Origin of the sequence: Halorubrum sp. T3, from assembly GCF_000296615.1 — an archaeon.
GTDB lineage: Archaea > Halobacteriota > Halobacteria > Halobacteriales > Haloferacaceae > Halorubrum > Halorubrum ruber.
In genome coordinates this window covers 822,457-844,011 of sequence record NZ_JH815329.1, presented here as the reverse complement: position 1 = coordinate 844,011, position 21,555 = coordinate 822,457, and the positions used below count along the sequence as shown (strand labels likewise).

Here is a 21,555-nt window from a genome sequence, read left to right as displayed (position 1 = left end):
GGACGGTCAACGGCTCCGTTTTTCGGCAAACCGCTCAGTTCTGGTCGGCATCCGCGCCGCTCCGGTCCGCGCCGGTATCCTCCCCGTCTGCGTCGCTGGCACCGTCGTCCCGGACGTCGTCGTCATCGCCGCCGGAGTCGCTCAGCCGGTCGGCCTCGATGCTCACGCCCGGTGGAGTGACCACGAGGAAGCCGCGGAAGTGCATCAGCTCGCCGTCCATCTCCTTCACGTCGCGCGCGAAGGGGGCGGCGAGCTCGTTGAGGTCGCCCTCGATCGACAGCACCAGCGTGTTCCCGTAATCAACGCTGCGGACCCACTCCTCCGGGTCGGTCGTGCCGTCCAAGACGCCGAGGACGACGTCGCCCGCCGCCGCGAACGCCTCGTCCATCTTCGCTTCGGCGTCCCGCAGGTCGAGGTCCCAGTCGCTCATACGTGGGAGTCGACAGGTGGCGGCAAAAGCGTTCGGGAGCCGGTCTGCCATCCGGACGCCGCCCGGTCGCGGAGTCGTTAAGTACGCGCCGACCCCAGCAGCGGACATGGAACGCACGCGGCGATCCCTGCTCGCGAGTGCGGCGTCGGTGGGCGTCGTCGGCGCGGCGGGGTGTCTCGGCGGTGGCAGTGGAACCAGCCTCGACCTCAGCGGCGTCGAACTCGACACGGGCGAGTACGACTGCGACCTGACGGAGCCGTCGGACCCGAACCTCGACTACCGGCCGACCCTCGGCGACCCCGACGCCGACGTGGTCGTTCAGGCGTTCGAGGACTTCACCTGCGGACACTGCGCGAGCTACAAGCTCGACCACTTCCCGACGATCCGCGACGAGTACATCGAACCCGGCGAGATACGGTACGAACACTGGGACTGGCCGATCCCGGTCGACGAGACGTGGGCGGTCCCCGTCGCGAGCGCGGCCCGCGGCGTCGGCGCGCGCAACGGCGACGAGGCGTTCTTCGAGTTCGCCTCGGCGGCCTACGAGACGCAGGGGAGCTACAGCGGGGAGACGCTCGGCGCCGCCGCGGAGGCCGCCGGCGCGGACCCCTGCGCGGTGCTGTCCGACGCGCGGTTCGCGGCGTACGGGGAGGCGTCGGCGGACGATAGGTCGGAGGGCGCGTCGATGGGCGTCGAGGGGACGCCGACCATCTTCGTGAACGGGAGCCCCGTCGAGGAGGGGTACGGCGCCCAGTCGATCGCGGTGGCGATCGACGCCGAACTCTGAGACCGACGGCGTCTCGTCGCGGCCGTGGAAATATCAGGAAGCCACTTTTACGGAGCGTCGATCTTTTGACTGTTCGACCCGTTTTATAAGTAGATGAGCGACGCCGACTCCCCCGCCGCGGTCGAGCCCTCCGCCGACGGCCGCTCGGTCGACGCCGCCGGCCCGGCCGACGGCAGCGCGTTCGACGCGGGCGAGGCTGACGCCGCCGATCGCCGTCGCCTCGGCGCGGTCGTCCTCGCGGTGCTGATCTCGCAGGTCCTCCTCTACCCCGGCGTGCCCGACCTCGTCGTCGCGCTCGGCGCGCCCGCCGGTATCGACGCGGGGATGTGGTTCCTCGTCGCCGAGTTCGGCGCGTTCGTGACGTTCGCGGTCGTCTGGGGGGCGCTCTCGGACGCGCTCGGGCGGCGGACCCCCCTGATCGTCGCCGGCGCGCTCGGCGGCACGGCCTCGTACGTCGCGCTCGCGTCGCTGCCGGGGCTCGGACTCGGCTTCGAGGCCGCGCTCCTCGTCAGGGTCGTCGGGGGCGCGCTCACCATCGGCGCGTTCTCGCTCTCGATCACGCTGCTGATGGATCTGCGCGGCGGCAACGGCCGCAACATGGGGACCGCGGGGCTCGCGATCGGGCTCGGGGCGGCGGTCGGCTCGGTCGTCGGCGGGGCGCTCGCCGACCTCGGCGCGCTGTACCCGGTGTACGCGGGTGGGGCCGTGCTGGCCGCGGCGGGCCTGCTCGCGGCGACCGTCGACGACCGGGCGGGGGCTGGCTCCACGGACCCGGAAGTCGACTCCGAGGCAGTTGAGATCGACGACGTCGGCTTCGGCGCCGTGATCGCTCGCGCCCGGACGACGCCCGGCCTCCTCGTACCCCTAGCGTTCGGCTTCGTCGACCGGCTGACGGCGGGCTTTTTCGCCTTGGTCGGCGTCTACTACTTCCAGGACCCGGCGACGTTCGGGCTCTCGGCGGCCGGCGCGGGCGCGACGCTCGCGCTCTTTTTCGTTCCGTTCGCGCTGCTCCAGTCGCCGTTCGGGGCGCTCTCGGACCGGATCGGTCGCTTCCTCCCCGTGGTCGCCGGCTCGCTCGCGTACGGTGTCGTCACCATCGGCGTGGGCGTCGCGCCGGCGTACCCGATCGCCGCGGGGCTGATGGTGCTGGTCGGGGTCTGCGGCGCGCTGATGGCGCCGGCGACGATGGCGCTCGTCACCGACCTCGTCGAGCCGGAGGTCCGCGGCGCGGCGATGGGACTGTTCAACGTGTTCGGCTCGCTCGGCTTCCTCACGGGCTTTCTCATCGGCGGGAGCGCCACGGACGCGTTCGGCTACACGCCCGCGTTCCTCGCGGTCGGCGGGCTGGAGCTGGCCATCGCGATCGCGCTCCTCCCGGCGGTTCGCTCGATCTCGCCCGGCGCGGGCGTGATCGGCCGGCTCGGCGCCGAGGGGTGAGGTCGCTTCGACCGGCCCGAGAAAGGGGTCGACGCGCCGTCGCCGTCGCGTGCCTCCTCGCGGGCCGGGATCAGCTCGGCGCGTACCCCTCGCCGTCCTCGGTGTCGAGGAAGGCGGTGAGGAGGTCGACTGCGGCCTCAACGTCGCGCGCGTCGGCCGTCTCGACGGCGGAGTGGTGGTACCGGACGGGGACGGAGAGGGCGCCGACCGGTCGCGCGCCCCCGGCGTTCTGGAGCGCGCCGGCGTCGGTCCCGATGTTCCGAGCCACCTCGCGCTGGAAGTCGATTCCGCGCTCCTCCGCGAGGGACTCGAGCCGTTCGACGACCGCGGGCGTCGGGACGACGCTCGCGTCCTTCCGCTTCACGCCCACGCCGTCGCCGAGCTTCGACATTGCGTCCGCCGGGTCGACGCCGGGGTACGACTGTTCGAGCGTCCCGTCGATCGCGACGGCGAGGTCCGGGTCGACGTCCACACCTAAGGCGGCCGCGCCCCGCAGGCCGACCTCCTCCTGGACGGTCGCGGCGTAGTGAACCGTCACGTCGGGGTCCGCGCGCCGCGCGGCCTCTACGAGCACGTACACGCCCGCGCGGTCGTCGAGCGAGGAGCCGGCGACGCACCGCCCGATCTCTCGGAGGTCGGCGTCGAACGTGACGACGTCGCCGACGCGGAACGTCTCGGCGGCCGCCGCGGAGTCGAGCCCGGTGAACACGTGCGCGTCGTCGAGCGTCCACTCGTCCGGCGCCGCCTCGGCGGCCGTGTGCGCGGCCGTGACGCCGACCACCGCGTCGTACTCCCCGTCGTCGGCGTGGACGGTGACCGGATGGCCGCGGAGCGCGTCCGGGTTCCAGCCGCCGAGCGGCTCCACGGAGAGGAAGCCCTCGTCGTCGACGTCGCTCACGACGAGCCCGATCTCGTCCATGTGCGCGGCGACGAGCACCTCGTAGCCGGGAGTTGCGTCTCCCTCGGCGGTCGCGACGACGTTGCCCATCGCGTCCGTCCGCACGGCGTCGACCGGGGGAAGTTCGTCTCGCACGACGTCCCGGATGCCGTCCTCGCGACCGACCGGCCCGGGGGCGTCCGCCAGTCGCGCGAGCAGGTCGAAGTCGAGCGTGGCGTTCGCGGTCACGTCCCGACCTTGGCGGGTCGCGCGTGAAAGTCCGGGGGTCGCGGCAGAACCGGCGCCCCCGCGATCGGCTCGGCGGGACGCAGCGCCGATCGCCCGCTCCGCCCCGAGGCGAGTCCTTTTAACCGTCGCGTCGCCTCGGATCCCGTAACCGATGGACCTCCTCGTCGTCGGCGCCGGTGAGATCGGGCGCTGGGTCGCCGACACGGTCTCGGCCGACGCCGCACCCGTCGACGCCAGCGTCGCGTTCACCGACCGCGACCCCTCAGTCGCGGCCGACGCCGCGGCGGGTCGCGACGCCCGGACAGTCGATGTCGACGGGGACACCGTCCACGACGCCGTCTGCCTCGCGGTGCCGATGTCGGCGGTACCCGCGGCGGTCGAGGCGTACGCGCCCCGCGCGGAGGAGGCGATCGTCGACGTCTCGGGCGAGATGACCGACGCGCTCGCCGCGATGCGCGAACACGCTCCCGGCCTCGAACGGGCGAGCTACCACCCGCTGTTCGCCCCGCCCCGAGTCCCGGGCAACGTCGCGGTCGTCATCGACGAGGGCGGGCCGGCCGTCGAGGGGCTCACCGCGTCGATCGAGGCCGGCGGCAACGACGCCTTCGAGACGACCGCGGACGAACACGACGAGGCGATGGAGACCGTTCAGGCGGGCGCGCACGCGGCGGTCCTCGCGTGGCGGCTCGCCGCGGAGCCGGTCCGCGAGGAGTTCCACACCCCCGTGTCGGCCGCGCTCGACGAAGTCGCCGACACCGTCACGGAGGGGTCGCCCGCGGTGTACGCCGAGATCCAACGCGCCTTCGACGGCGCCGAGGACGTGGCCGACGCCGCGGCGGCGATCGCCGACGCGGACGACGAGGCGTTCGCCGCCCTCTACGAGCGCGCCCGCGGCGACCGCGAGGGGCGGGACCGGCTGGAGTGAGACGACGCGAAGCGGACGGGACACACCAACACGCGAGACAGACGAGACACCAATGATCGACAGAACCGCGGTCCGGAACAACGCGAACTACCTGCGCAACGTCAGACCGATCGACCCCGAGGAGATCGCCGAGTACATCGAGGGGACCCCGCATCCGGCGGTCGTCCGCGAGACGCTCCGCGAGGAGGCGTTCGACCTCCGACTCCGCGAGCGCGAGGACGGGGCGTTCGTCCCCGTCGAGGAGTCGCCCGTCGACCCGCCGGGCTGGGCGCCCGAGGCGCTCCCGGAGACGTACGCGTTCGCGGTCGAGGACCTGCTGGTCCGCGAGTACGGCGCCAACTGGCACCGCGGCGAGTCCGGCGACGAGCTCCGCGAGCGGGTCCGCCGGCTGAAGACCGACTACCTCTACGAGAACGAGGTCGAGTACGACCGCGTCGCGGCGCTCGGCTACGCGATATACCACCTGCCGGCGTACTACGCGACGGTCGGCTACGTCCTCGACGACCTGACCGAGAACGGCCTGCTCGACCGGACGCTCCGCGTCCTCGACGTGGGCGCCGGCGTCGGCGGGCCCGCGCTCGGCCTCCACGACTACCTCCCCGACGACGCGGTCGTCGACTACCACGCCGTCGAACCGAGCGCCGCGACCGACGTGCTCGACCGGATGTTGGAGGAGACCGGCCGCAACTTCCGGACGACGGTCCACGAGACGACCGCGGAGACGTTCCTCGGCCTCGACGAGGGAGAAGAGCCCGCCGGCGCGACGAACGACCCCTTCGACCTCGTCCTCTTCGGGAACGTCCTCTCTGAGCTTGCCGACCCGGTCGCGGTCGCGGACGCCGCGCTCGACGCGCTCGCGGCCGACGGGAGCCTCGTCGCGTTCGCGCCGGCCGACCGGAACACCGCAATCGGGCTCCGCCGGGTCGAGCGCGCGCTCGTCGCGGGCGACGACGGCGGCTACCCCGGTAACGACGCCGAAATCTACTCGCCGGCGCTGCGGCTGTGGCCCGACGCGGTTCCGACGGATCCCGGCTGGTCGTTCGACGTCGCCCCCGACCTCGCGGTGCCGCCGTTCCAGCGCCGGCTCGACGAGGCGACGGCGCGCGGCGAGACCGACGAGCCCGGCGAGTTCGTCAACGTCGACGTCCAGTTCGCCTACTCGATCCTCCGCCGCGACGGGAAGCGCCGCGTCGACGTCGAGGCGAGCGCGGAGCGGTGCGCGCGGATGGCCGAGTCCGAGCGCCACGTCACCGACCGGGTGAACCTGCTCGCGGTGAAGCTGAGCCACGACTTGAGCGAGGGGGAAAACGCGCTCTACCGCGTCGGCGACGGCTCGCAGGCGACCGACCACTACCTCGTCTGTACGCGCGAGACGGCGCTGAACCGCGACCTCGGCGAGGCCGGCTACGGGTCGGTCGTCTTCGTCGAGAACGGGCTCGTCCTCTGGAACGAGGACGAGGGCGCGTACAACGTCGTCGTCGACGACGAGACGGTCGTCGACCTGGTCGCGCCCTGACAGGGCCGCTTTTCGGCGTCGGACCGCCCAGTCAGTCGCCCGCGACGGGCTCGATCAGGTCCGGCGCGTCGACGCTCGGCGAGTTCACCCGCGTCGACACCGGGTGCGCGGTCAGCTCGTCGCTCGGGTACGGGTCGAGCAGCGCGGCGGCCTCGTCCGCGTCCCCCCGGAGCCACGTCTTCTCCTCGCCGGCGTTGGGGTCCAAGATCACCGCCATCCGGTGGTGGAGGTCTTCGACGAGGTCGTTCGGCTCGGTGGTGACGACCGCGAACGTCTCGACCACGTCCGGGTCGTCGGCTCCGGCGGCGCCGTCCCCGTTCCCGCCACCGAACGTGCCGAGCCCGGTCTGGGTCGTCTCCGGCTCGGGCGGCTCCCAGCGCTCGTAGATGCCCGCCATCGCGAACGGCCGGTCGTCTTCGAATGCGACGCGGTAGGGGGTCTTTCCGGAGCCGCGGTCGCCGCCGACCCACTCGTAGAACCCGTCGGCGGGGACGAGACAGCGCCGGCGCTCGAACGCGTCGGCGAAGCTCCGCTTCTCGCGGACGGTCTCCGCCCGGGCGTTGATGAGGTCGAACGACTCGTCAGCCCACGAGGGCGTCAGCCCCCACTCCATCCGGGTCGACACCGTCGGGTCCTCGTCCGCGATCACCGGGAGCGACTGCCCGGGCGCGCAGTTGTAGCTCGGCTCGTGGTCGCCGAAGTCGGCGCCGAACCGGGCTTCGAGGTCGGCGGTCGGCGCGAACAGCGTGTAGCGGCCGCACATGTCGACGACGTTGGAGCGGAACTCACTTAATCTCGCGACCGTCGCTCCGTCCTCGGGAGGACGTCCCACCGGTCGGCGATCACCCCGTCGACGCCGGCCGCGAGGAGCCGCTCGGCGTCCTCGCGGTCGCGCGCGGTCCACGCGTTCACCGCGAGCCCGGCCTCGCGCGCCGCGTCGACGAACCCCGACTCCGTCGCGAGGTCGATCGGGAGATGGACCGCGATACAGCCCAGCTCGGTCGCCCGCTCGACCGCGCGCTCGGGGGCCGCGTCCGCGACGAGCAGCGCACGGTCCGTCTCGGGATCGCGGTCCCGGAGCGTCGCCAGCGCCTCCGAGTGAAACGACGAGAACAGCACCTCGTTGTCGGCCCGCCGAGCGACGCCGAGCGCGTCGCTCGCGACGCCCGGCTCCTTGAGTTCGACGTTGACGAGGAGGTCGTCGGGCGCCGCGTCGAACACCGCTTCGAGCCGCGGGATCGGCTCGCCCGAGTCGAGGACCGTCAGATCGCGCAGCGCCTCCCAGTCGGCGTCCGCGACGCGCCCGAACGCGTCGGTCAGTCGGTCGAGCTCCGCGTCGTGGAAGACGACGAGCTCGCCGCTCGCGCACCGACGCACGTCGACCTCGACGGCGTCGACGTGCGGGGCCGCGCGCTCGACGGCCCCGACCGTGTTCTCCGGGTACTGGCCGGCGCAGCCGCGGTGGGCGATCAGAGTGACGTCGGAAGGCTCCGCCCGGTCGGCCTCGGCGTTCGCGTCTGCTCCCCATCGGCTCGCGCGGTCGCTCACGCGTTCACCTCGGGGTCGAACCGTGTTATCCCTTCCCCCGGCTTCGCCGCGCGACCGCTCCCGTCGGGTTTTTGCCCGCGCGCCGCTCCGGGACGGATATGCGCATCGAGAACAGCTTCATCCCCGTCGAGGGGGTGGGCGAGACGACCGAACGGCGCCTCTGGGGGCGAGGGGTCACCACGTGGGAGGAGTTCGACCCCGCGGTCGACGTGGCGGGCGTGGGCCCGACGACCGCCGACCGGATCGAGTCGTTCATCGCGGAGGCGCTCGCGCGCCTCGACGACGGCGACTCGGCCTACTTCGACCGGGAGTTCCCCTCCGGCGAGCGCTGGCGGCTCTACGAGAACTTCCGCGAGGAGACCTGCTTCTTCGACATCGAGACGACGGGGCTCGACGAGCGGCGCGACCGCGTGACGACCGTCAGCTTCCATCAGGGCGGCGAAACGACGACGCTCGTCGCCGGCGACGACCTCACCGCACGCCGGCTCCGCGAGCAGTTCGCCGACGCAAGCCTGCTCGCGACGTTCAACGGCGCCCGATTCGACGTGCCGTTCCTGGAGACCTCCTTCGACATAGAAATCGACACGCCCCACCTCGACCTGATGTACCCCGCGAAGCGGATCGGTCTTTCTGGGGGACTGAAACCGATCGAGAAGCAGTTGGGGATCGAGCGCGACCGCCCGGACATCTCCGGGCGCGACGCGGTCCGTCTCTGGCGCGAGTACGAGCGCGGCGACGAGGACGCGCTGGAGACGCTCGTCTCGTACAACCGCGAGGACACCGTGAACCTGCGGACGCTCGCCGACGCGGTCTGCGACCGGCTCGACGACGAGGTGTTCGTCGCTCCTGACGGAGACGGCGACTGAGAGGGGTCCGATAGGTAGCGGACGGGAGGTATGAACCGTTGCGACGGATCGTCGAGGTCGTTACCTCGCAGGAGAATTTCGCAAAACTCGACGCCCGATCCGTCCGCGATCAGGACTCGTCGTCGGCTGTCGGCGCGTCGGCGGTCACCGGCGCGGCCTCCTCGGCGGTCTCGTCGTCGGCGGTCTCGTCGTCGGTGGTCTCGTCGTCGGCGTTTTCGGCCTCGTTCGCGTCGGCTTCGGTGACCGCTTCGCCGTCGACGGTCTCGTCGTCGTCGGCCTCCAGTCCATCTGCGCCGTCGGACGCCGACGGTTCGTCCTCGACCGGCTTGTCGTCCGTCTCGGATTCGTCGCCGTTGGTATCGGCGTCGGCGTCGTCGGCAGCCACTTCGTCCGAATCGTCGAGGTCGGTCTCGCTCGCGTCGTCGGCCGCTTCGTCTGCGTCGGCGGGGTCGGTCTCGTCCGCATCGTCGTCCGCTTCTTCCGTCTCCTGGATCAGCTTCATCTCGCCGCGCGCCCGGAGGGTGCCCTGTATCTCCGCGCCGTCGTACACGACCAGGTCGCCCGCGGAGACATCGCCGAGGACGCGCGCGCCGCTCTCGACGGTCACGGTTCCTCCGCGGGTCGTCACGTCGCCGTGGATGACCGTGTCGGCGCCGACGGTGACGTCGTCGCGGGCGCGCAGCGAGCCGAACACCTCGTTGCGCTCGCCGACGCGGATCGACTCGGCGCGGAGGTTGCCGTGGAGGCGGCAGTCGTCGCCGACGGTCGCCGGCGTCGACACGCGCCACGCGTCGTCGGAGATCTCGGCGCTCCGCGGGACTAACAGGGGATCCCGGACGTCGTCGCCGTCGGCGAGCGCCTCGGCTAACTCGTCCGCGGCGTCGGTCTCGCCGACGCGCAGCAGCTGCGAGAGGACGATGAAGTAGAAGACGATCGTCGGCACCGGGTTGCGGATGACGATCCAGCCGTTGGCCTCGAACCCCTCCTCGATCGTCACGTCGTCGCCGATGTCGAGGTCGCCGGAGACCATCAGGCGGCCGGTGACGGTCACCCGCTCGCCGAGGTACGCGTCCTCGCCGACCAGCACGTTACCGTCGACGGAACACCACGTGTCGAGCCGGCAGTCGCCCTCGGCCTCGATATCGTCGCCGACCCTGACGCGCTCGCCGATCGCGACGTTGCGGCCGCGGACGCCGAGCTCGACGGTCGACTGTCCGCCCACGAGCACGTCGCCGTCGACGACCACGTCGTGCTCCTCGACGGTCGTCCCGGACGGGATCGAGAGCTCCTCTATCGGACCGTCTCCTCGCAGCGACACACCGGGAGCAGTCGCCCCGCGCTTATAAACGGTGCGGGGCGTCGGACGGGCGTCGGACGCACGCGCGCAGCGTCAGGTCCGGAGAACTCCCTCTCGGACCGAGACGTGAATCCCTACCGCGGCGGATCACGGTCGCTGCGCTTTTCAGTGCGCCGCCGAAGAGACACCCATGGGATTCGGATCGTACGACGAGAGCGAACAGAAGGACCAGGACGTCGACACCGACGAGGACGACGCGGTGAACGTCCACGAGAACGACCACGACGGCGACGTCACCATCGAGGGCGACGCCGACACCGACGACCTCGTCGGTCGCCTCTCGGAGATGCGCGACGACGAAGCCGAGGACTGAGTCGCCGCCCGCCGCCGAGACGCTCTGTAGCCCGAGACGCTCTGTAGCCCGAGACGCGGACGGCGTGGACCGACCGTGGGTGTGCGTGTCGTTCACACTCCCGATTTGGATTTATTTTCTACCGCTCCCGTTGGTACTGTATGGCACGGAGACGTAACCGAGCCCCTCGATTCGGCCGACGAGCGCGCTCCCGTCGTCGGGGGCACGGGCGCTCTAGCGGTCGATCGGACGAGACCGACGACGCCGGAGGAGACGGCCACGGCGACGAGGCCTCTGCTGCGACGGTTGCGCTCGCGCGCCGGCTCTGCGCGGGCGGAAACGGACAGGCCTGTGAGATGCTCGAACGGCTCTGCGAGTCGGGCTACGACGCCGCCTGCGACGCGACCTGAGGTCGCCTGCGGTCGCGGTCCGCGCGAGCGAGACCGGCGCCGCTGGTTCGCACGCGCGACGGTCGTCTCCCGGCAGTGCGTGTTCCTTATCACCTCGAACGGAGTACTCGGAACCATGAGCACGGACCTGACGTTCACTGACCGCGGCGTCGACGTCGTCTACGAGGGCACGGAGTTCGAGTTAGAGAAGACGCTGATCGAGGAGGCGACCGGGAAGTCGTACCGCGACGTCACCGACCACGAGGTCCTGACGATCGTCGCCGAGGACCCGAATCTGGACGGCGAGCCGGTCCGAATCGGCGACGTGCTGTAGCGTCCCGGGACGGCGCTGTCCCGCTCACTCGACCGCGGCGCTGCCGCTGCGGTCCCGCGTTCCGACCGGACGACTTTTTCCCACGCCCACCGAAGCGAGGGTATGGAGATCGGATTCGACCTCGGCGCGAACGTCCCGTCCGGCGTGCTCGCGCTCCACGCCGTCATCGCCGTCGTGTTCCTGGGTCTCGCGGGCGTGAACGGCTCGAACGGCGAACTGATCGGGTTAGGGATCTACCTCGCGATGGCGGGCATGATCGGGCTCGTCGGCGTCATGGCCGCGCGGATCGTGGCTCGTCGGTAGTTGGAAGCCAAATCGAATTTTCGACGACGCCGATCGGTAAGTGATACATTCTGACCGGGGCGTGGTCAGTACAGCGGTAGCGGCGAGCGACAGCGGGAGTAGGTATCGCAGCTCGGTGGCGACGAGCGTATTTAAATAGCCGCGAGCGACGGCGACAAGTGCTTATAAAAGGAGTGCGGTGGCGCGCCTCCGAGCGGCCGGAGCAAAGCGGAGGCCGCGAGCCAGCCCGCGAGGGACGCCGCGAGCGGAGCGAGCGGCGAGGCTGGGGAGGTGTGAGGCTGCGGTGCTGTGCGGAGTGGGTGGGACTCAAAGGGGCAGCCGTCGAGGCGGGCGGAGGCGATGTAAGTAGCGTGGCGCTACGCGCCACTGAAAGCCGGCGGCGAAGCCGCCGGCGACACCGCAGGAACGAGCGAAGCGAGTGACGAGGAGCACAGCGAGCGTCCGCCCGCCTCGACGGCTGGGGCTTTGGAGGCACTCACCGCAGTAGCGTCAGTCACTTATAAACAGCCGACAGCAACACAGCTATTCTCCTTATAAATGGCCTCACTCACAACCTACGACACCTACTCCCGAAACCGATAAACAAGCACCATTCAGCGACCAGGTGTTTCATCCCAAGTTATATTTGAAGAATAGGGTTTCAACAGAGTCGCTCGAAGTCGTTCCTGTTGAGACCGATGAAGAACGCCAGACCGCGCTCAAGGCTGTGAATTATCTCGATGACCGAATGATCGCGTTCGATTCGTTCCATGCCGCTACTGCCAAAAATCGTGGCATCTCATCTCAAGCTCTGACAAACCATACGAGGATGTCGATCCCGAGCGTCTTCCGCTGGAACCGACTGCGAGGAGTGAGCCATGCCTCAGACGGACTGAGCACACCGAACCTATCCGTTTCTAAGCGTCCCAACGACGTCCAAGCTGAATGTCACCGCTCTCTAAATTTGACCGTGTAGCCGTTATTGCGGAGTGCTTCAACGAGTTCGTCTCCACGCTCGATTGTGAACTCGTGGAACGAGTTAGTGGGGCTATCTGCCGAATACAGCTCTGAGTCGATATTCTCCGGAATTTCGTTTTGATGGGTATCCTCTTGGACAACAACGGGCTGGCTGGGTACGTGGGTAGAACTGCTATCTTCTGACATTCGGACGTCCCATGTTACAACCACTCGGTCATTTGAATTCCGATTCTGATTTCTGTTGAGAGAGCTATCTGTTTTCTATACCTCTCACGGCGTTTTTGCCAGAATAGGGTGGAGAGCTTCGGCGCATTGAGGACGCTCAAGATAGTCTACTTCGCTTTACATCATCTTTCCAAATTGTATCATGTCGCGTGTCATCATTCCCTGATCGAATAAAATACAATTATCCTTGGGGCAGAGAACTTAACGGACAGAGCCTCTGCTGCCAATTACGGAGTGTTTCGGAGTAATATGGGGCCGGAGGGATTGTGAACCACGCGGACTTCGCTCCGCTCGTCCGCTGGGTTCAAATCCCTCCTCAGCACGTCGCCGTCGCTCGCGAGTTTGCTCGCGACGGCAGAAAGTGGGGCCGGAGGGATTTGAACCCCCGATCGACTGATATCTCCGGTGCGCCTCGGAACTCCAGAGGGTCGTCAACACGACCGATGATCAGTCGGCCGCTCGGTATATCAGTCTGGAGTGTCGTCCCGGGCGCAAGCCTCTGGAGTCAGTCGCCATGCCTGGCTTGGCCACAGCCCCGCGTGATCTCGCATCAGAGCGTTACCGAAACGCGGATAAAGGGGTTTCGATCGCGTTCATCGGCGGACGGCGGGGCCTCCGCCCGGCCGTCAGGAGAGCCGCCCTGAGACCGTCCGGTACCCGCGGTAACACAGGTGTTTCGCCGCCGCCGCGGTGAAGGAGACCGGGTTCTCCTTGAACCGCGAGACGTACCGCTCCGTCGTCCGATACGCCCGCTTCGCCCGTCCGGGCTGGATCATCTCCATCGTCTCGTAACAGAGGACCGGCCTGTCGGTCCGGCGGCCGATCTCCGCCGCCTGCCGCGGGTCGCTCTCGATGAAAAGGGACGCGTCGGTCGCGTCGTAGACGTCCGCCTTGTACTCGGCGTCGTTCCCCCGTCGCTGGCGCGCCGCCTTGCTCGACAGGTCCATCATCATCAGTTCATCGTACCGCACCCCGTGTTCGTCCAGCCACGCCTCGGTCTCCGGCCGGTACTTCTCGAGGCGACTCGTGACGAGGCGTCCGATCCGCTGGTCCGGGACGACGCCCGGCGCCACCGTCGACAGGAACTCTCGATAGCGCTCTCCGTCGTCGTTCTCGGCCGGCGTGGGGTCGCGACAGAGCACCCCGTCGATCTCCACGCAGGCGTCGTTCAACACCGGGTGGTGGATCGCGTTCCACTCGAACACCCGCGGCATCGACACGACCTCCGCCCAGCGGTCGACGTACTCGGGCCCACGCGGCGAGACGTACACCGCCCCGTACGTGAGGTCGAACGGGAACTCGTGCCCGTCGAGCCTGTTCCGAGTCTCGGTCATCTGGCTCCCGGACCGCACCGAGTCGTCCAAGACCAGCACGGAGTCGAGGTCGCCGAACGACCGCCCCTCCACGCACCGCTCTCCCGAGTCCATTCGACGCCCCTCGCAGAGCCCGTCGACGTCCGTCATCGGGACGTTGAGATGGAGACAGACGAGGTTCGCAGCCAACAGCCCGCTCCTCGGGATGCCGACCACCAGGTCGACGTCGGAGAGGTCGTCCCGCGCCAGCCGGCGGGTGTCGGCGGCGAGGTCAGCGACACTCTTGTAGTTCATTACCGACGACGGACGGCCGTGAGCCACAAAGTTATGGTATCCCTAGGCCCGTAGCCGGCCCCTACCTGGGTGCGCGCGGCGCCCTCCCCGGCGTCGGCCGCTGGCCTACTCCCCCCTGTCGTCGTCGCTCCAGTCGCAGTCCTGACACTTGTACCCGGTGACGAACTCGGTCACGCTCGGCATGTACCCGACGGAGATGACGTCGCCGCCGCACTCCGGGCAGTCGCGGTCGGCGTCCGTGATCGACTCGGCCTCCAGTACCGACTCTCCTTCGACCAGCTCTGCGAGCTTCTCGGGTGTCACCATCCGCCCCTGAACGACGCGGTTCGACATACCTGCCGTTCGGGGTCGAGTACCTAAACCCCGGCGACACGCACGGGACGCGGAGCGACGAACGAGGCGGTCGGACGTGCGCGTCCGCGGTCGATTACCGTCGGATCACAGCCACGGCGCCCGGGAGTCGTCGTCCGTGAACGGGTCCGGGTCGTCGTCGGTCTCGCGCGCCTCGCCGCCGTTCGCGAGGACCGCGACGTCGTCGTCGACGATGGGGGCGGGCCCCTCGGGCGGCGCGTCGAGCGGCGGCTCGCTCGGCGCCTCCTCATCCGCGTCCTCGTCGGCGTCGGCCGCGTCTCCGTCTCCCCCGGCAGCGCCCTCGTCCGTCGACTCGTCGCCGTCGTGCGCGTCGCCATCGCCGGCGGCGCTCGCCACCCCGTCCGAGTTCGGGTCGTACGCGAACAAGGTCGTCACGGCGAGCACCGCGAGCGCAATCGGGGCGTCCGTCTGCATGAGGTCGAACGGGCCGAGCAGGATCGGTAACGCGAGCACGCCCAGCGCGACCGCGGAGCCGAACCGGAATCGGTCGATGTCGACGCGGCCGCGGAGGTGCGGCGACAGCAGCGCGATCGACAGAGCGAACCCGACGCCCACGGAGGCAGCCGCGGTGCCGTTGACCACGTACTCGGTCGAGGTCCGCAGGGCGAACCCCGACGGGTCGAAGCTCGCGACGAGGCCGAGCCCGATGATCACGCCCGGGCTCGGCAGGTACTCGCCGACCTCCGAGCTGGCGGTCTTGGCGGCGACGGTCAGGATGACGAGCCCGGCGAACCGCTCGAAGACGGGTAGGTTCAGCAGTCCCTGAAGCGTCGGCGCGAGTGCGGCCTCGACGGCGGCGACCGGGATGATCACCGCGCCGATCAGCAGGATCGAGGCCGCCATCTCCCGGCGGGAGCCGTCCATCTCCGCGAGGATCACCGCGGCGGTCGCGGAGCCGCCGAAGATGAGGATACCGGTCTCGACGACGCCCGTGGCCGATCCGAGGACGCCGGCGACGACGAGAGCGGGGAAGATGCCGTCGACGAGCGGCAGGGCCATGACGGTCGCGAGCAGCTTCGTCGCGCTCCCGACCTGCTGTTCGAGCCGCAGGGCGACCGGGTGGCGTGACGTGCTCATTTAGGGACGATAGCCCTGACCGGCGGGGTGGCGGTGGGACGCGTGCGACTCGCGGTGGTCCGGGGACCGGCACGCGGAGTCCACGCCGCGGGGGGTCCGACGAGCCCATGTAAAGGGTTTGCGCGGATTGCCGGCTGTAAAGCGGACGCCGAGGTCGGCGTTCGGCTGGCCGGCGATGCGCGCGTTCACGGGACTGTCGGAGTCCATACCTAATATACGTGTTTCGGTCGCGTTAAAGGTTGTGTGAGACGTGTCCGCACGACACGAAGGATCGACGACGAGAATAGCTCCTCGATGACGATACATCGACATTCCCGGAACATCTCCGATCATCTCTCGGTTTCGAATCCTCGGACGTCGGGCGGGCCGGTCGATCGAGGCCGCCACGCACGCGCCGGCGGCAGCCGCGGCCTCGTCCGCCGAAATATCCATAATCGTGTATACAACACGGATTCGAATGTGACCAACCACCACGTCCGTGCCGTCTCGCAACGCTTTTCATCGGCCGTTCATGACGCATTATATGGCGACAGATTCTGGCCGATTCTCGGCGAAGCTCGAGGTTCCGGAAGCGCTGACGTTCGACGATGTACTGCTCCGACCCAAGGAGAGCCGGGTCGAGCCCGACGACGCCGACCTGAGTACGCGGGTGTCGAAGCACGTCGAGCTCACCGTGCCCGTGCTGTCGGCGGCGATGGACACCGTCACCGAGAGCGACCTCGCGATCGCGATGGCCCGCGAGGGCGGGCTCGGCGTCCTCCACCGCAACATGACCGTCGAAGAGACGGCCGCCGAGGTCGAGCGCGTCAAGCGCGCGCACGAGCTCGTCATCCGCCGCGAGAACGTCGTCACCGTCTCGCCGGACGACACCGTCAGCGAGGCGGACGCCGTGATGGAGCGACAGGGCGTCTCCGGGGCCCCCGTCGTCGACGAGGACGACGCCGTCCTCGGGATCATCTCCGGCACCGACATCCGCCCGTACCTCGAGGTCGGCGAGGAAGACGCCGTCCGCGAGGCGATGACCGACGAGGTCATCACCGCGCCTGAGGACGTCGAGGCCCGCGAGGCGCTGGAGCTGATGTACGACCACAAGATCGAGCGCGTCCCGGTCGTCGACGGCGACGACCGGCTCGTCGGCCTCGTCACGATGCAGGGCATCCTCCAGCGCCGCGAGCACGAGGAGGCCGCCCGCGACGAGACGGGGCGCCTGCTCGCTGGCGTCGCCGTCGGGCCCTTCGAGGAGGAGCGCGCCGTCGCGGCCGACGAGGCCGGCGTTGACGTCATCTTCATCGACTGCGCCCACGCCCACAACCTCAACGTCCTCGACTCCGCGGAGGCGATCAAGGCGACCGTCGACGCCGACGTCGTCGTCGGCAACGTCGGGACGCGCGAGGCCGCCGAGGCCGCAGTCGACTTCGCAGACGGGCTGAAGGTGGGCATCGGGCCGGGCTCGATCTGTACCACGCGCGTGGTCAGCGGCGCGGGGATGCCCCAGATGACTGCGGTCGCTGAGGTCGCGGACGTCGCCGCCGACCACGGCGTGCCCGTTATCGCCGACGGCGGCATCCGCTACTCCGGCGACGCGATCAAGGCGCTCGCGGCTGGCGCCGACGCGGTGATGCTCGGCTCCTACTTCGCCGGTACCGACGAGGCCCCCGGCCGCGTCATCACGATGCAGGGCAAGAAGTACAAGCAGTACCGCGGGATGGGCTCCGTCGGCGCGATGAAGTCCGGTGGCGGCGACCGCTACCTCAAGGAGGAGGACGAAGACGAGGAGTTCGTCCCCGAGGGCGTCGAGGCGGCGACCCCGTACAAGGGGAGCCTCGCCTCCGAGCTCCACCAGCTCACCGGCGGGATCCGCTCCGGGATGGGGTACGTCGGCGCCGAGACCGTCCCCGACCTCCACGAGCGCGCGGAGTTCGTCCGCGTCTCCACCGCGGGCCAGAGCGAGAGCCACCCGCACGACGTGATGATCACGGACGAGGCGCCCAACTACAGCCCGGACGAGTAGCTCGAACGAGTAGCTCGGAGGAGTATCCCGGGTAACCCGGACGGCCGGCTCGGGCGCACGCGACCGGACCCGAGCCGGACGCCGGGACCGATCCCGCGGAGCGTCGAAGAGGTATTTTAATATAGCCAGCGGCGAGATGAAACGTGTGAGCGAACACCCCCTCGCTCCCGTCATCCATGAGTGAGCAACCGCCGCTGGTCCTCGTGGTCGAGGACGAACCCGACTTAGCCGACCTGTACGCCGCATGGCTCGGTGACGAGTATCGCGTCCGAACCGCGTACGGCGGTCGTGAGGCCCTCGACGAACTCGACGAGGCCGACGACGAGGTCGACGCGATCCTCCTCGACCGCCGGATGCCCGGCCTCTCCGGCGACGAGGTCCTCACCGCCGTCCGCGACCGCGGCATCGACTGCCGGGTCGCGATGGTCACCGCAGTCGAGCCCGACTTCGACATCTTAGAGATGGGGTTCGACGACTACCTCGTCAAGCCTGTCACGAGCGACACGCTTCGTGAGACGGTGGAGGGACTACTGCGCCGCGGCGAGTACGACACGGAGGTCCAAGAGCTGTTCTCGCTGACCTCGAAGAAGGCGATGCTGGAGTCGGAGAAGAGCGCGAGCGACCTCGCCGACAACGAGGAGTACCAGCGGCTCACCGACCGGATCGAGGAGCTCCGCGAGCAGGCCGACGAGTCGCGCGACGCGGTCGCGACCGACGACGAGGACTACGAGAAGCTCTTCCAGGACTTCGACACCGAATAACCCGCGCCGACGCCGACCGAGGGGGTATCCCGCCGACTCTTTATGACCGGTCCCGCCGAACGAGCGGTATATGCGCGTCCGGGACCTGCCGCTGTCTCAGCCCGTCGTCGACCACTTCGCCGAGCGCGGCGTGCGCGAGCTGTACCCGCCGCAGCGCGCGGCGGTCGAGGCGGGCGTCTGCGAGGGCGCCGACGTCGTCGCGGCGGTGCCGACCGCGTCGGGCAAGACGTTCATCGCCCAGCTCGCGCTGCTAACCGCGGACGGCCCCGGCCTGTACGTCTGCCCGCTCCGCGCGCTCGCCCGCGAGAAGTACGAGACGTTCGCGGCGCTCCCCGGCGTCGACGTGGGCATCTCCACCGGCGACTTCGACGCCACGGGCGAGGCGCTCGCGGGCAACGACGTGGTGGTCGCCACGAGCGAGAAGGTGGACTCCGCGATCCGCAACGGCGCCTCGTGGGTCGACGAGCTGGCCTGCGTCGTCGTCGACGAGGTCCACCTCCTCGGCGCGAAGCGGCGCGGGCCGACGCTCGAAGTGACGCTGGCGACGCTGCGGCGGCGGAACCCGGAGCTCCAGACCGTGGCGCTGTCGGCGACCGTCAACAACCCTGACGCGATCGCGGACTGGCTCGACGCCACCCTCGTCGAGTCCGAGTGGCGCCCGGTCGAGCTCCGGACCGGCGTCGCCGTCGGCGGCGAGGTCGCGTTCGACGACGGCACGAGCCTGTCGGTCGATGTCGACTCCGGTGAGACGGAGGCCGACGGCGAGCGCAACGGCGACGACGCCGGCGAGCGCGGCGACGAGGACGAGAGCGATCCCACCGAGGTCACGGCCGCCCTGGTCGCGGACGCCGTCGCCGACGGCGGCCAGTGTCTCGCGTTCGTCCGCTCGCGGCGCGAGGCGGTCGACCTCGCCGAGCGGCTCGCCGAGGAGGGGCTCGCCGCAGAGTTAGGAGTCGAGGAGGCGGCCGCGGCGGCGGCCGAGGAGGCGACCGACGTGGACGGCACCCTCACCGGCCGACAGCTCGCGGACTGCCTGCGCGCGGGCGTCGCGTTCCATCACGCGGGGCTCCGGTCGGGCCACCGCGCGGTCGTCGAGTCGGCGTTCCGCGAGCGCGACGTGGCCTGTATCTGCGCCACGCCCACGCTGGCGGCCGGCGTCAACGTCCCCGCCCGCCGCGTCGTCGTCCGCGACCAGCGTCGGTACGGTGAGGGAGGTATGGCGTGGATCCCAACGCTGGAGGTTCACCAGATGTGCGGCCGCGCGGGGCGCCCGGGGCTCGACCCGCACGGCGAGGCGGTGCTCGTCGCGGACGCCGACACGCGCGAGGAGGTTCACGAGCGGTACGTCGAGGGCGAGCCCGAGGCGGTCGAGTCGCAGCTCGCCGACCCGGCCGCGCTCCGGACCCACGTCCTCGCGGCGATAGCGACGGAGTTCGCCGCGACCGAGACGGAGATCCTCGACGTGTTCGAGGGGACGTTCTACGCACGAGAAGCGGGCGCGGGCGGCCTCGCGGATGCCGTCGCCGTCGCGGTCGACGACCTCGTCGCGGCCGGGATGATCGCCCGGGAGACGGGCGGCGTCGAGGACTACAGACTCGTCGCGACCGCGGTCGGCGAGACGACCTCGAAGCAGTACGTCCGACCCGAGACGGGCGAGCGGATCGTCGCCGGGCTCCGGGCGGCGGTCGACCTGGCGGACGCGACGACGCTCACCGCGTTCGAGGTTATCTGCGACACGCCGGACATGCAGGACACCTATCTCGGGAACGCCGAGCGCGCGGACGTCTACCAGTTCGCGCGGACGAACGCCGCGCACCTCACGACGGACATGACCGAACCGGACGACTTCGAGGGGTGGCTGGAGTCGGTAAAGACGGCGCGCATCCTCGACGAGTGGATCGGCGGGGCGACCGTCGAGGAGCTCGTCGAGCGCTACCGGATCGGCCCCGGTGACCTCGACTCGCGGGTCGAGCGCGCGGAGTGGCTGCTGAGCGCGGCCGAGGCGCTCGGGGAGACGATCGGCGTCACCGTCCCCGCGGTGTCGCGGGCGCGGTCGCGGCTGTGAGGGACGGGAAGAAGCACGGACGAGAAGAAACGATGGCCACGGCGTCGGCGCTTCAGTCGGCCGAGCCGACGGCGCGGTGGAACGGGGTCCGGGCGATGGTCTGGCGGAGCTCCGCGAGCGAGTCGCGGCCCACGTCGCTCGCGGCGGACATCACCGCGAACACCTCCTGTCTGGACACCTTCACGCCGGTCTCGGTGAGCGCGTCCTCCGGGCGGCTCCCGAGCTCGCGGAGGGTGCCGACCGCGAGCAGGTACGGCACGGTCCACGCCTCCATCGTGTTCCCGTTCGAGAGCGGCATCGTCTCCAAGTACGCCTGCGCGTCGTCGAGGAACGAGCGGGCGTAGTCGGCGGTGCGGTCGACGACGCGCGCGGACGACTCGCGGTTCTCGGGGTGGACGACGCGCTCCTGGTCGACGCCCTCGGCCTCTAGCCACTCGGCGGGGAGGTAGACGTTGTTCTCCTCGGTGTAGTCGTCGTAGACGTCCTTCGAGACGTTGACGAGCTGGAGGAGGAGTCCGAACTCCTCGGCGGTCTCCCGCAGGCGCTCCGCGCGCTCCTCGCCGATGTCCTCGCGGGTGAGCAGGTTCGTGATGAGGTTGCCGACGGTGCCGGCCGCGTAGTAGCAGTACTGCTCTAACTCGTCGCGGTCGTCGATGCGGAGCCCGCCCTCGGTGGCGTGGCGGTCGACGAACATCGCCATCCCGTCGACCATCTCTAACACGGGCGGGACGATGGCCGCCTGAGCCTCCGGGTCGAGCTCCTCGAACGTCGCGGCGATGGTGGGCGCTTCGGCGACGACGGTCCAGTCGTCGTCGCGCTCGGCGGGCAGCCACTCGTCGACCGCCTCGCGGAACGCGCCGATGTCGGTCTCGTCGTCCGGGTCGATCGCTCGTCGGTAGGTCCGCAACACGTCGCTCTGGGCGTCCGGCGGGATGTGGCCGGCGTCTTCCACCGTGTCGGCGACGCGACAGAGGAGGTAGCCGACGCAGATCTGCGAGGCCATCGGCTCCTCTAACACGTCGACTGTCAGCGCGAAGGTCCGCGAGACCCCCTGGACCGCCTCGTGACACCACGCAAGGTCGGCCTCCGCGGGGCCGTGTTCTCGTCCGCTCATTCAGTTGCCAGCCTTTACGGCACAACGCATAAAAACCCTCGTGGAACGTCCGTCGG

At 69.8% G+C, this 21,555-nt stretch carries 22 protein-coding genes and 1 tRNA gene; 12 read left to right on the top strand and 11 right to left on the bottom strand.

What is annotated here, in order from left to right; all coding sequences use genetic code 11:
* Positions 1–34: 34 nt before the first annotated feature.
* Positions 35–430 carry a DUF5779 family protein gene (locus tag B378_RS0106400; RefSeq protein ID WP_017342986.1) on the bottom strand — a complete coding sequence of 132 codons (396 nt, stop codon included), beginning with the start codon at positions 428–430 and terminating at the stop codon, positions 35–37.
* A 106-nt stretch (positions 431–536) separates the two neighbouring features.
* Here B378_RS0106400 and B378_RS0106395 point away from each other — a divergent pair, with 106 nt between their 5' ends.
* Both B378_RS0106395 and B378_RS0106390 read left to right on the top strand, forming a co-directional pair.
* Positions 537–1,217 (top strand): DsbA family protein, encoded by a 681-nt coding sequence (locus tag B378_RS0106395; RefSeq protein WP_017342985.1) that lies wholly within the window; start codon positions 537–539, stop codon positions 1,215–1,217.
* 93 nt (positions 1,218–1,310) lie between these two features.
* Entirely contained in the window at positions 1,311–2,654 is a 1,344-nt protein-coding gene (locus tag B378_RS0106390) for an MFS transporter (RefSeq protein WP_017342984.1), read from the top strand.
* Between the two features lie 70 nt (positions 2,655–2,724).
* On the opposite strand, the gene B378_RS0106385 is transcribed toward B378_RS0106390, so the two are convergent.
* Positions 2,725–3,780, bottom strand: a complete 1,056-nt coding sequence (locus B378_RS0106385; protein WP_017342983.1) for a M42 family metallopeptidase — start codon at positions 3,778–3,780, stop codon at positions 2,725–2,727.
* A 151-nt stretch (positions 3,781–3,931) separates the two neighbouring features.
* On the opposite strand from B378_RS0106385, the gene B378_RS0106380 reads away from it, so the two are divergent.
* Together B378_RS0106380 and B378_RS0106375 are read left to right on the top strand one after the other, a co-directional pair.
* On the top strand, positions 3,932–4,705 hold the full coding sequence (locus B378_RS0106380; RefSeq protein ID WP_017342982.1) for a prephenate dehydrogenase: 774 nt from the start codon (positions 3,932–3,934) through the stop codon (positions 4,703–4,705).
* A 52-nt stretch (positions 4,706–4,757) separates the two neighbouring features.
* Positions 4,758–6,221 (top strand): small ribosomal subunit Rsm22 family protein, encoded by a 1,464-nt coding sequence (locus tag B378_RS0106375; RefSeq protein ID WP_017342981.1) that lies wholly within the window; start codon positions 4,758–4,760, stop codon positions 6,219–6,221.
* A 31-nt stretch (positions 6,222–6,252) separates the two neighbouring features.
* On the opposite strand, the gene B378_RS0106370 is transcribed toward B378_RS0106375, so the two are convergent.
* Both B378_RS0106370 and B378_RS0106365 read right to left on the bottom strand, forming a co-directional pair.
* Positions 6,253–6,984, bottom strand: a complete 732-nt coding sequence (locus B378_RS0106370; RefSeq protein WP_017342980.1) for an SOS response-associated peptidase — start codon at positions 6,982–6,984, stop codon at positions 6,253–6,255.
* Positions 6,985–7,010: 26 nt separating this feature from the next.
* Positions 7,011–7,769: a glycerophosphodiester phosphodiesterase gene (locus tag B378_RS0106365; RefSeq protein WP_017342979.1), complete on the bottom strand. Its 759-nt coding sequence runs from the start codon at positions 7,767–7,769 to the stop codon at positions 7,011–7,013.
* A 98-nt stretch (positions 7,770–7,867) separates the two neighbouring features.
* Between B378_RS0106365 and B378_RS0106360 the strand changes: the two genes are divergently transcribed.
* Entirely contained in the window at positions 7,868–8,635 is a 768-nt protein-coding gene (locus B378_RS0106360) for a ribonuclease H-like domain-containing protein (protein WP_017342978.1), read from the top strand.
* 109 nt (positions 8,636–8,744) lie between these two features.
* Here the strand turns inward: B378_RS0106360 and B378_RS0106355 are convergent, their stop codons facing one another.
* Positions 8,745–9,953, bottom strand: coding sequence for a polymer-forming cytoskeletal protein (locus B378_RS0106355; RefSeq protein WP_017342977.1), 1,209 nt, complete (start codon positions 9,951–9,953; stop codon positions 8,745–8,747).
* Between the two features lie 169 nt (positions 9,954–10,122).
* On the opposite strand from B378_RS0106355, the gene B378_RS0106350 reads away from it, so the two are divergent.
* The 4 genes from B378_RS0106350 to B378_RS0106335 all read left to right on the top strand — a co-directional run bounded on the left by B378_RS0106350 (position 10,123) and on the right by B378_RS0106335 (position 11,310).
* Complete coding sequence (locus tag B378_RS0106350; protein ID WP_017342976.1) at positions 10,123–10,305, top strand: DUF5786 family protein; 183 nt, start codon at positions 10,123–10,125, stop codon at positions 10,303–10,305.
* A 140-nt stretch (positions 10,306–10,445) separates the two neighbouring features.
* On the top strand, positions 10,446–10,694 hold the full coding sequence (locus B378_RS16350; protein WP_026046198.1) for a hypothetical protein: 249 nt from the start codon (positions 10,446–10,448) through the stop codon (positions 10,692–10,694).
* A 115-nt stretch (positions 10,695–10,809) separates the two neighbouring features.
* Positions 10,810–11,007: a DUF5800 family protein gene (locus B378_RS0106340; RefSeq protein WP_008445671.1), complete on the top strand. Its 198-nt coding sequence runs from the start codon at positions 10,810–10,812 to the stop codon at positions 11,005–11,007.
* A gap of 102 nt (positions 11,008–11,109) precedes the next feature.
* A complete protein-coding gene (locus tag B378_RS0106335; RefSeq protein ID WP_017342975.1) occupies positions 11,110–11,310 on the top strand; it encodes a hypothetical protein in 201 nt (66 codons plus the stop codon).
* Positions 11,311–12,237: 927 nt separating this feature from the next.
* Here B378_RS0106335 and B378_RS16340 read toward each other — a convergent pair.
* The 5 genes from B378_RS16340 to B378_RS0106315 all read right to left on the bottom strand — a co-directional run bounded on the left by B378_RS16340 (position 12,238) and on the right by B378_RS0106315 (position 15,548).
* Positions 12,238–12,453, bottom strand: a complete 216-nt coding sequence (locus B378_RS16340; protein WP_082224245.1) for a hypothetical protein — start codon at positions 12,451–12,453, stop codon at positions 12,238–12,240.
* A 401-nt stretch (positions 12,454–12,854) separates the two neighbouring features.
* Positions 12,855–13,029 (bottom strand) — tRNA-Trp (locus tag B378_RS16710).
* Positions 13,030–13,118: 89 nt separating this feature from the next.
* Complete coding sequence (locus tag B378_RS0106325) at positions 13,119–14,099, bottom strand: hypothetical protein (protein WP_017342973.1); 981 nt, start codon at positions 14,097–14,099, stop codon at positions 13,119–13,121.
* Positions 14,100–14,204: 105 nt separating this feature from the next.
* Positions 14,205–14,432, bottom strand: a complete 228-nt coding sequence (locus B378_RS0106320) for a DUF5795 family protein (protein WP_017342972.1) — start codon at positions 14,430–14,432, stop codon at positions 14,205–14,207.
* Between the two features lie 105 nt (positions 14,433–14,537).
* Positions 14,538–15,548 (bottom strand): DUF5794 domain-containing protein, encoded by a 1,011-nt coding sequence (locus B378_RS0106315; RefSeq protein ID WP_017342971.1) that lies wholly within the window; start codon positions 15,546–15,548, stop codon positions 14,538–14,540.
* 523 nt (positions 15,549–16,071) lie between these two features.
* On the opposite strand from B378_RS0106315, the gene guaB reads away from it, so the two are divergent.
* The 3 genes from guaB to B378_RS0106295 all read left to right on the top strand — a co-directional run bounded on the left by guaB (position 16,072) and on the right by B378_RS0106295 (position 20,385).
* Positions 16,072–17,559 carry an IMP dehydrogenase gene (gene guaB, locus B378_RS0106305; RefSeq protein WP_017342969.1) on the top strand — a complete coding sequence of 496 codons (1,488 nt, stop codon included), beginning with the start codon at positions 16,072–16,074 and terminating at the stop codon, positions 17,557–17,559.
* A 176-nt stretch (positions 17,560–17,735) separates the two neighbouring features.
* Positions 17,736–18,320 carry a HalX domain-containing protein gene (locus B378_RS0106300; protein WP_017342968.1) on the top strand — a complete coding sequence of 195 codons (585 nt, stop codon included), beginning with the start codon at positions 17,736–17,738 and terminating at the stop codon, positions 18,318–18,320.
* 70 nt (positions 18,321–18,390) lie between these two features.
* The gene (locus B378_RS0106295) at positions 18,391–20,385 is read left to right on the top strand and encodes a DEAD/DEAH box helicase (RefSeq protein ID WP_017342967.1); all 1,995 of its coding nucleotides are present in this window, start codon (positions 18,391–18,393) and stop codon (positions 20,383–20,385) included.
* Positions 20,386–20,437: 52 nt separating this feature from the next.
* On the opposite strand, the gene B378_RS0106290 is transcribed toward B378_RS0106295, so the two are convergent.
* Positions 20,438–21,499, bottom strand: a complete 1,062-nt coding sequence (locus B378_RS0106290) for a phytoene/squalene synthase family protein (protein WP_017342966.1) — start codon at positions 21,497–21,499, stop codon at positions 20,438–20,440.
* Positions 21,500–21,555: the final 56 nt, after the last annotated feature.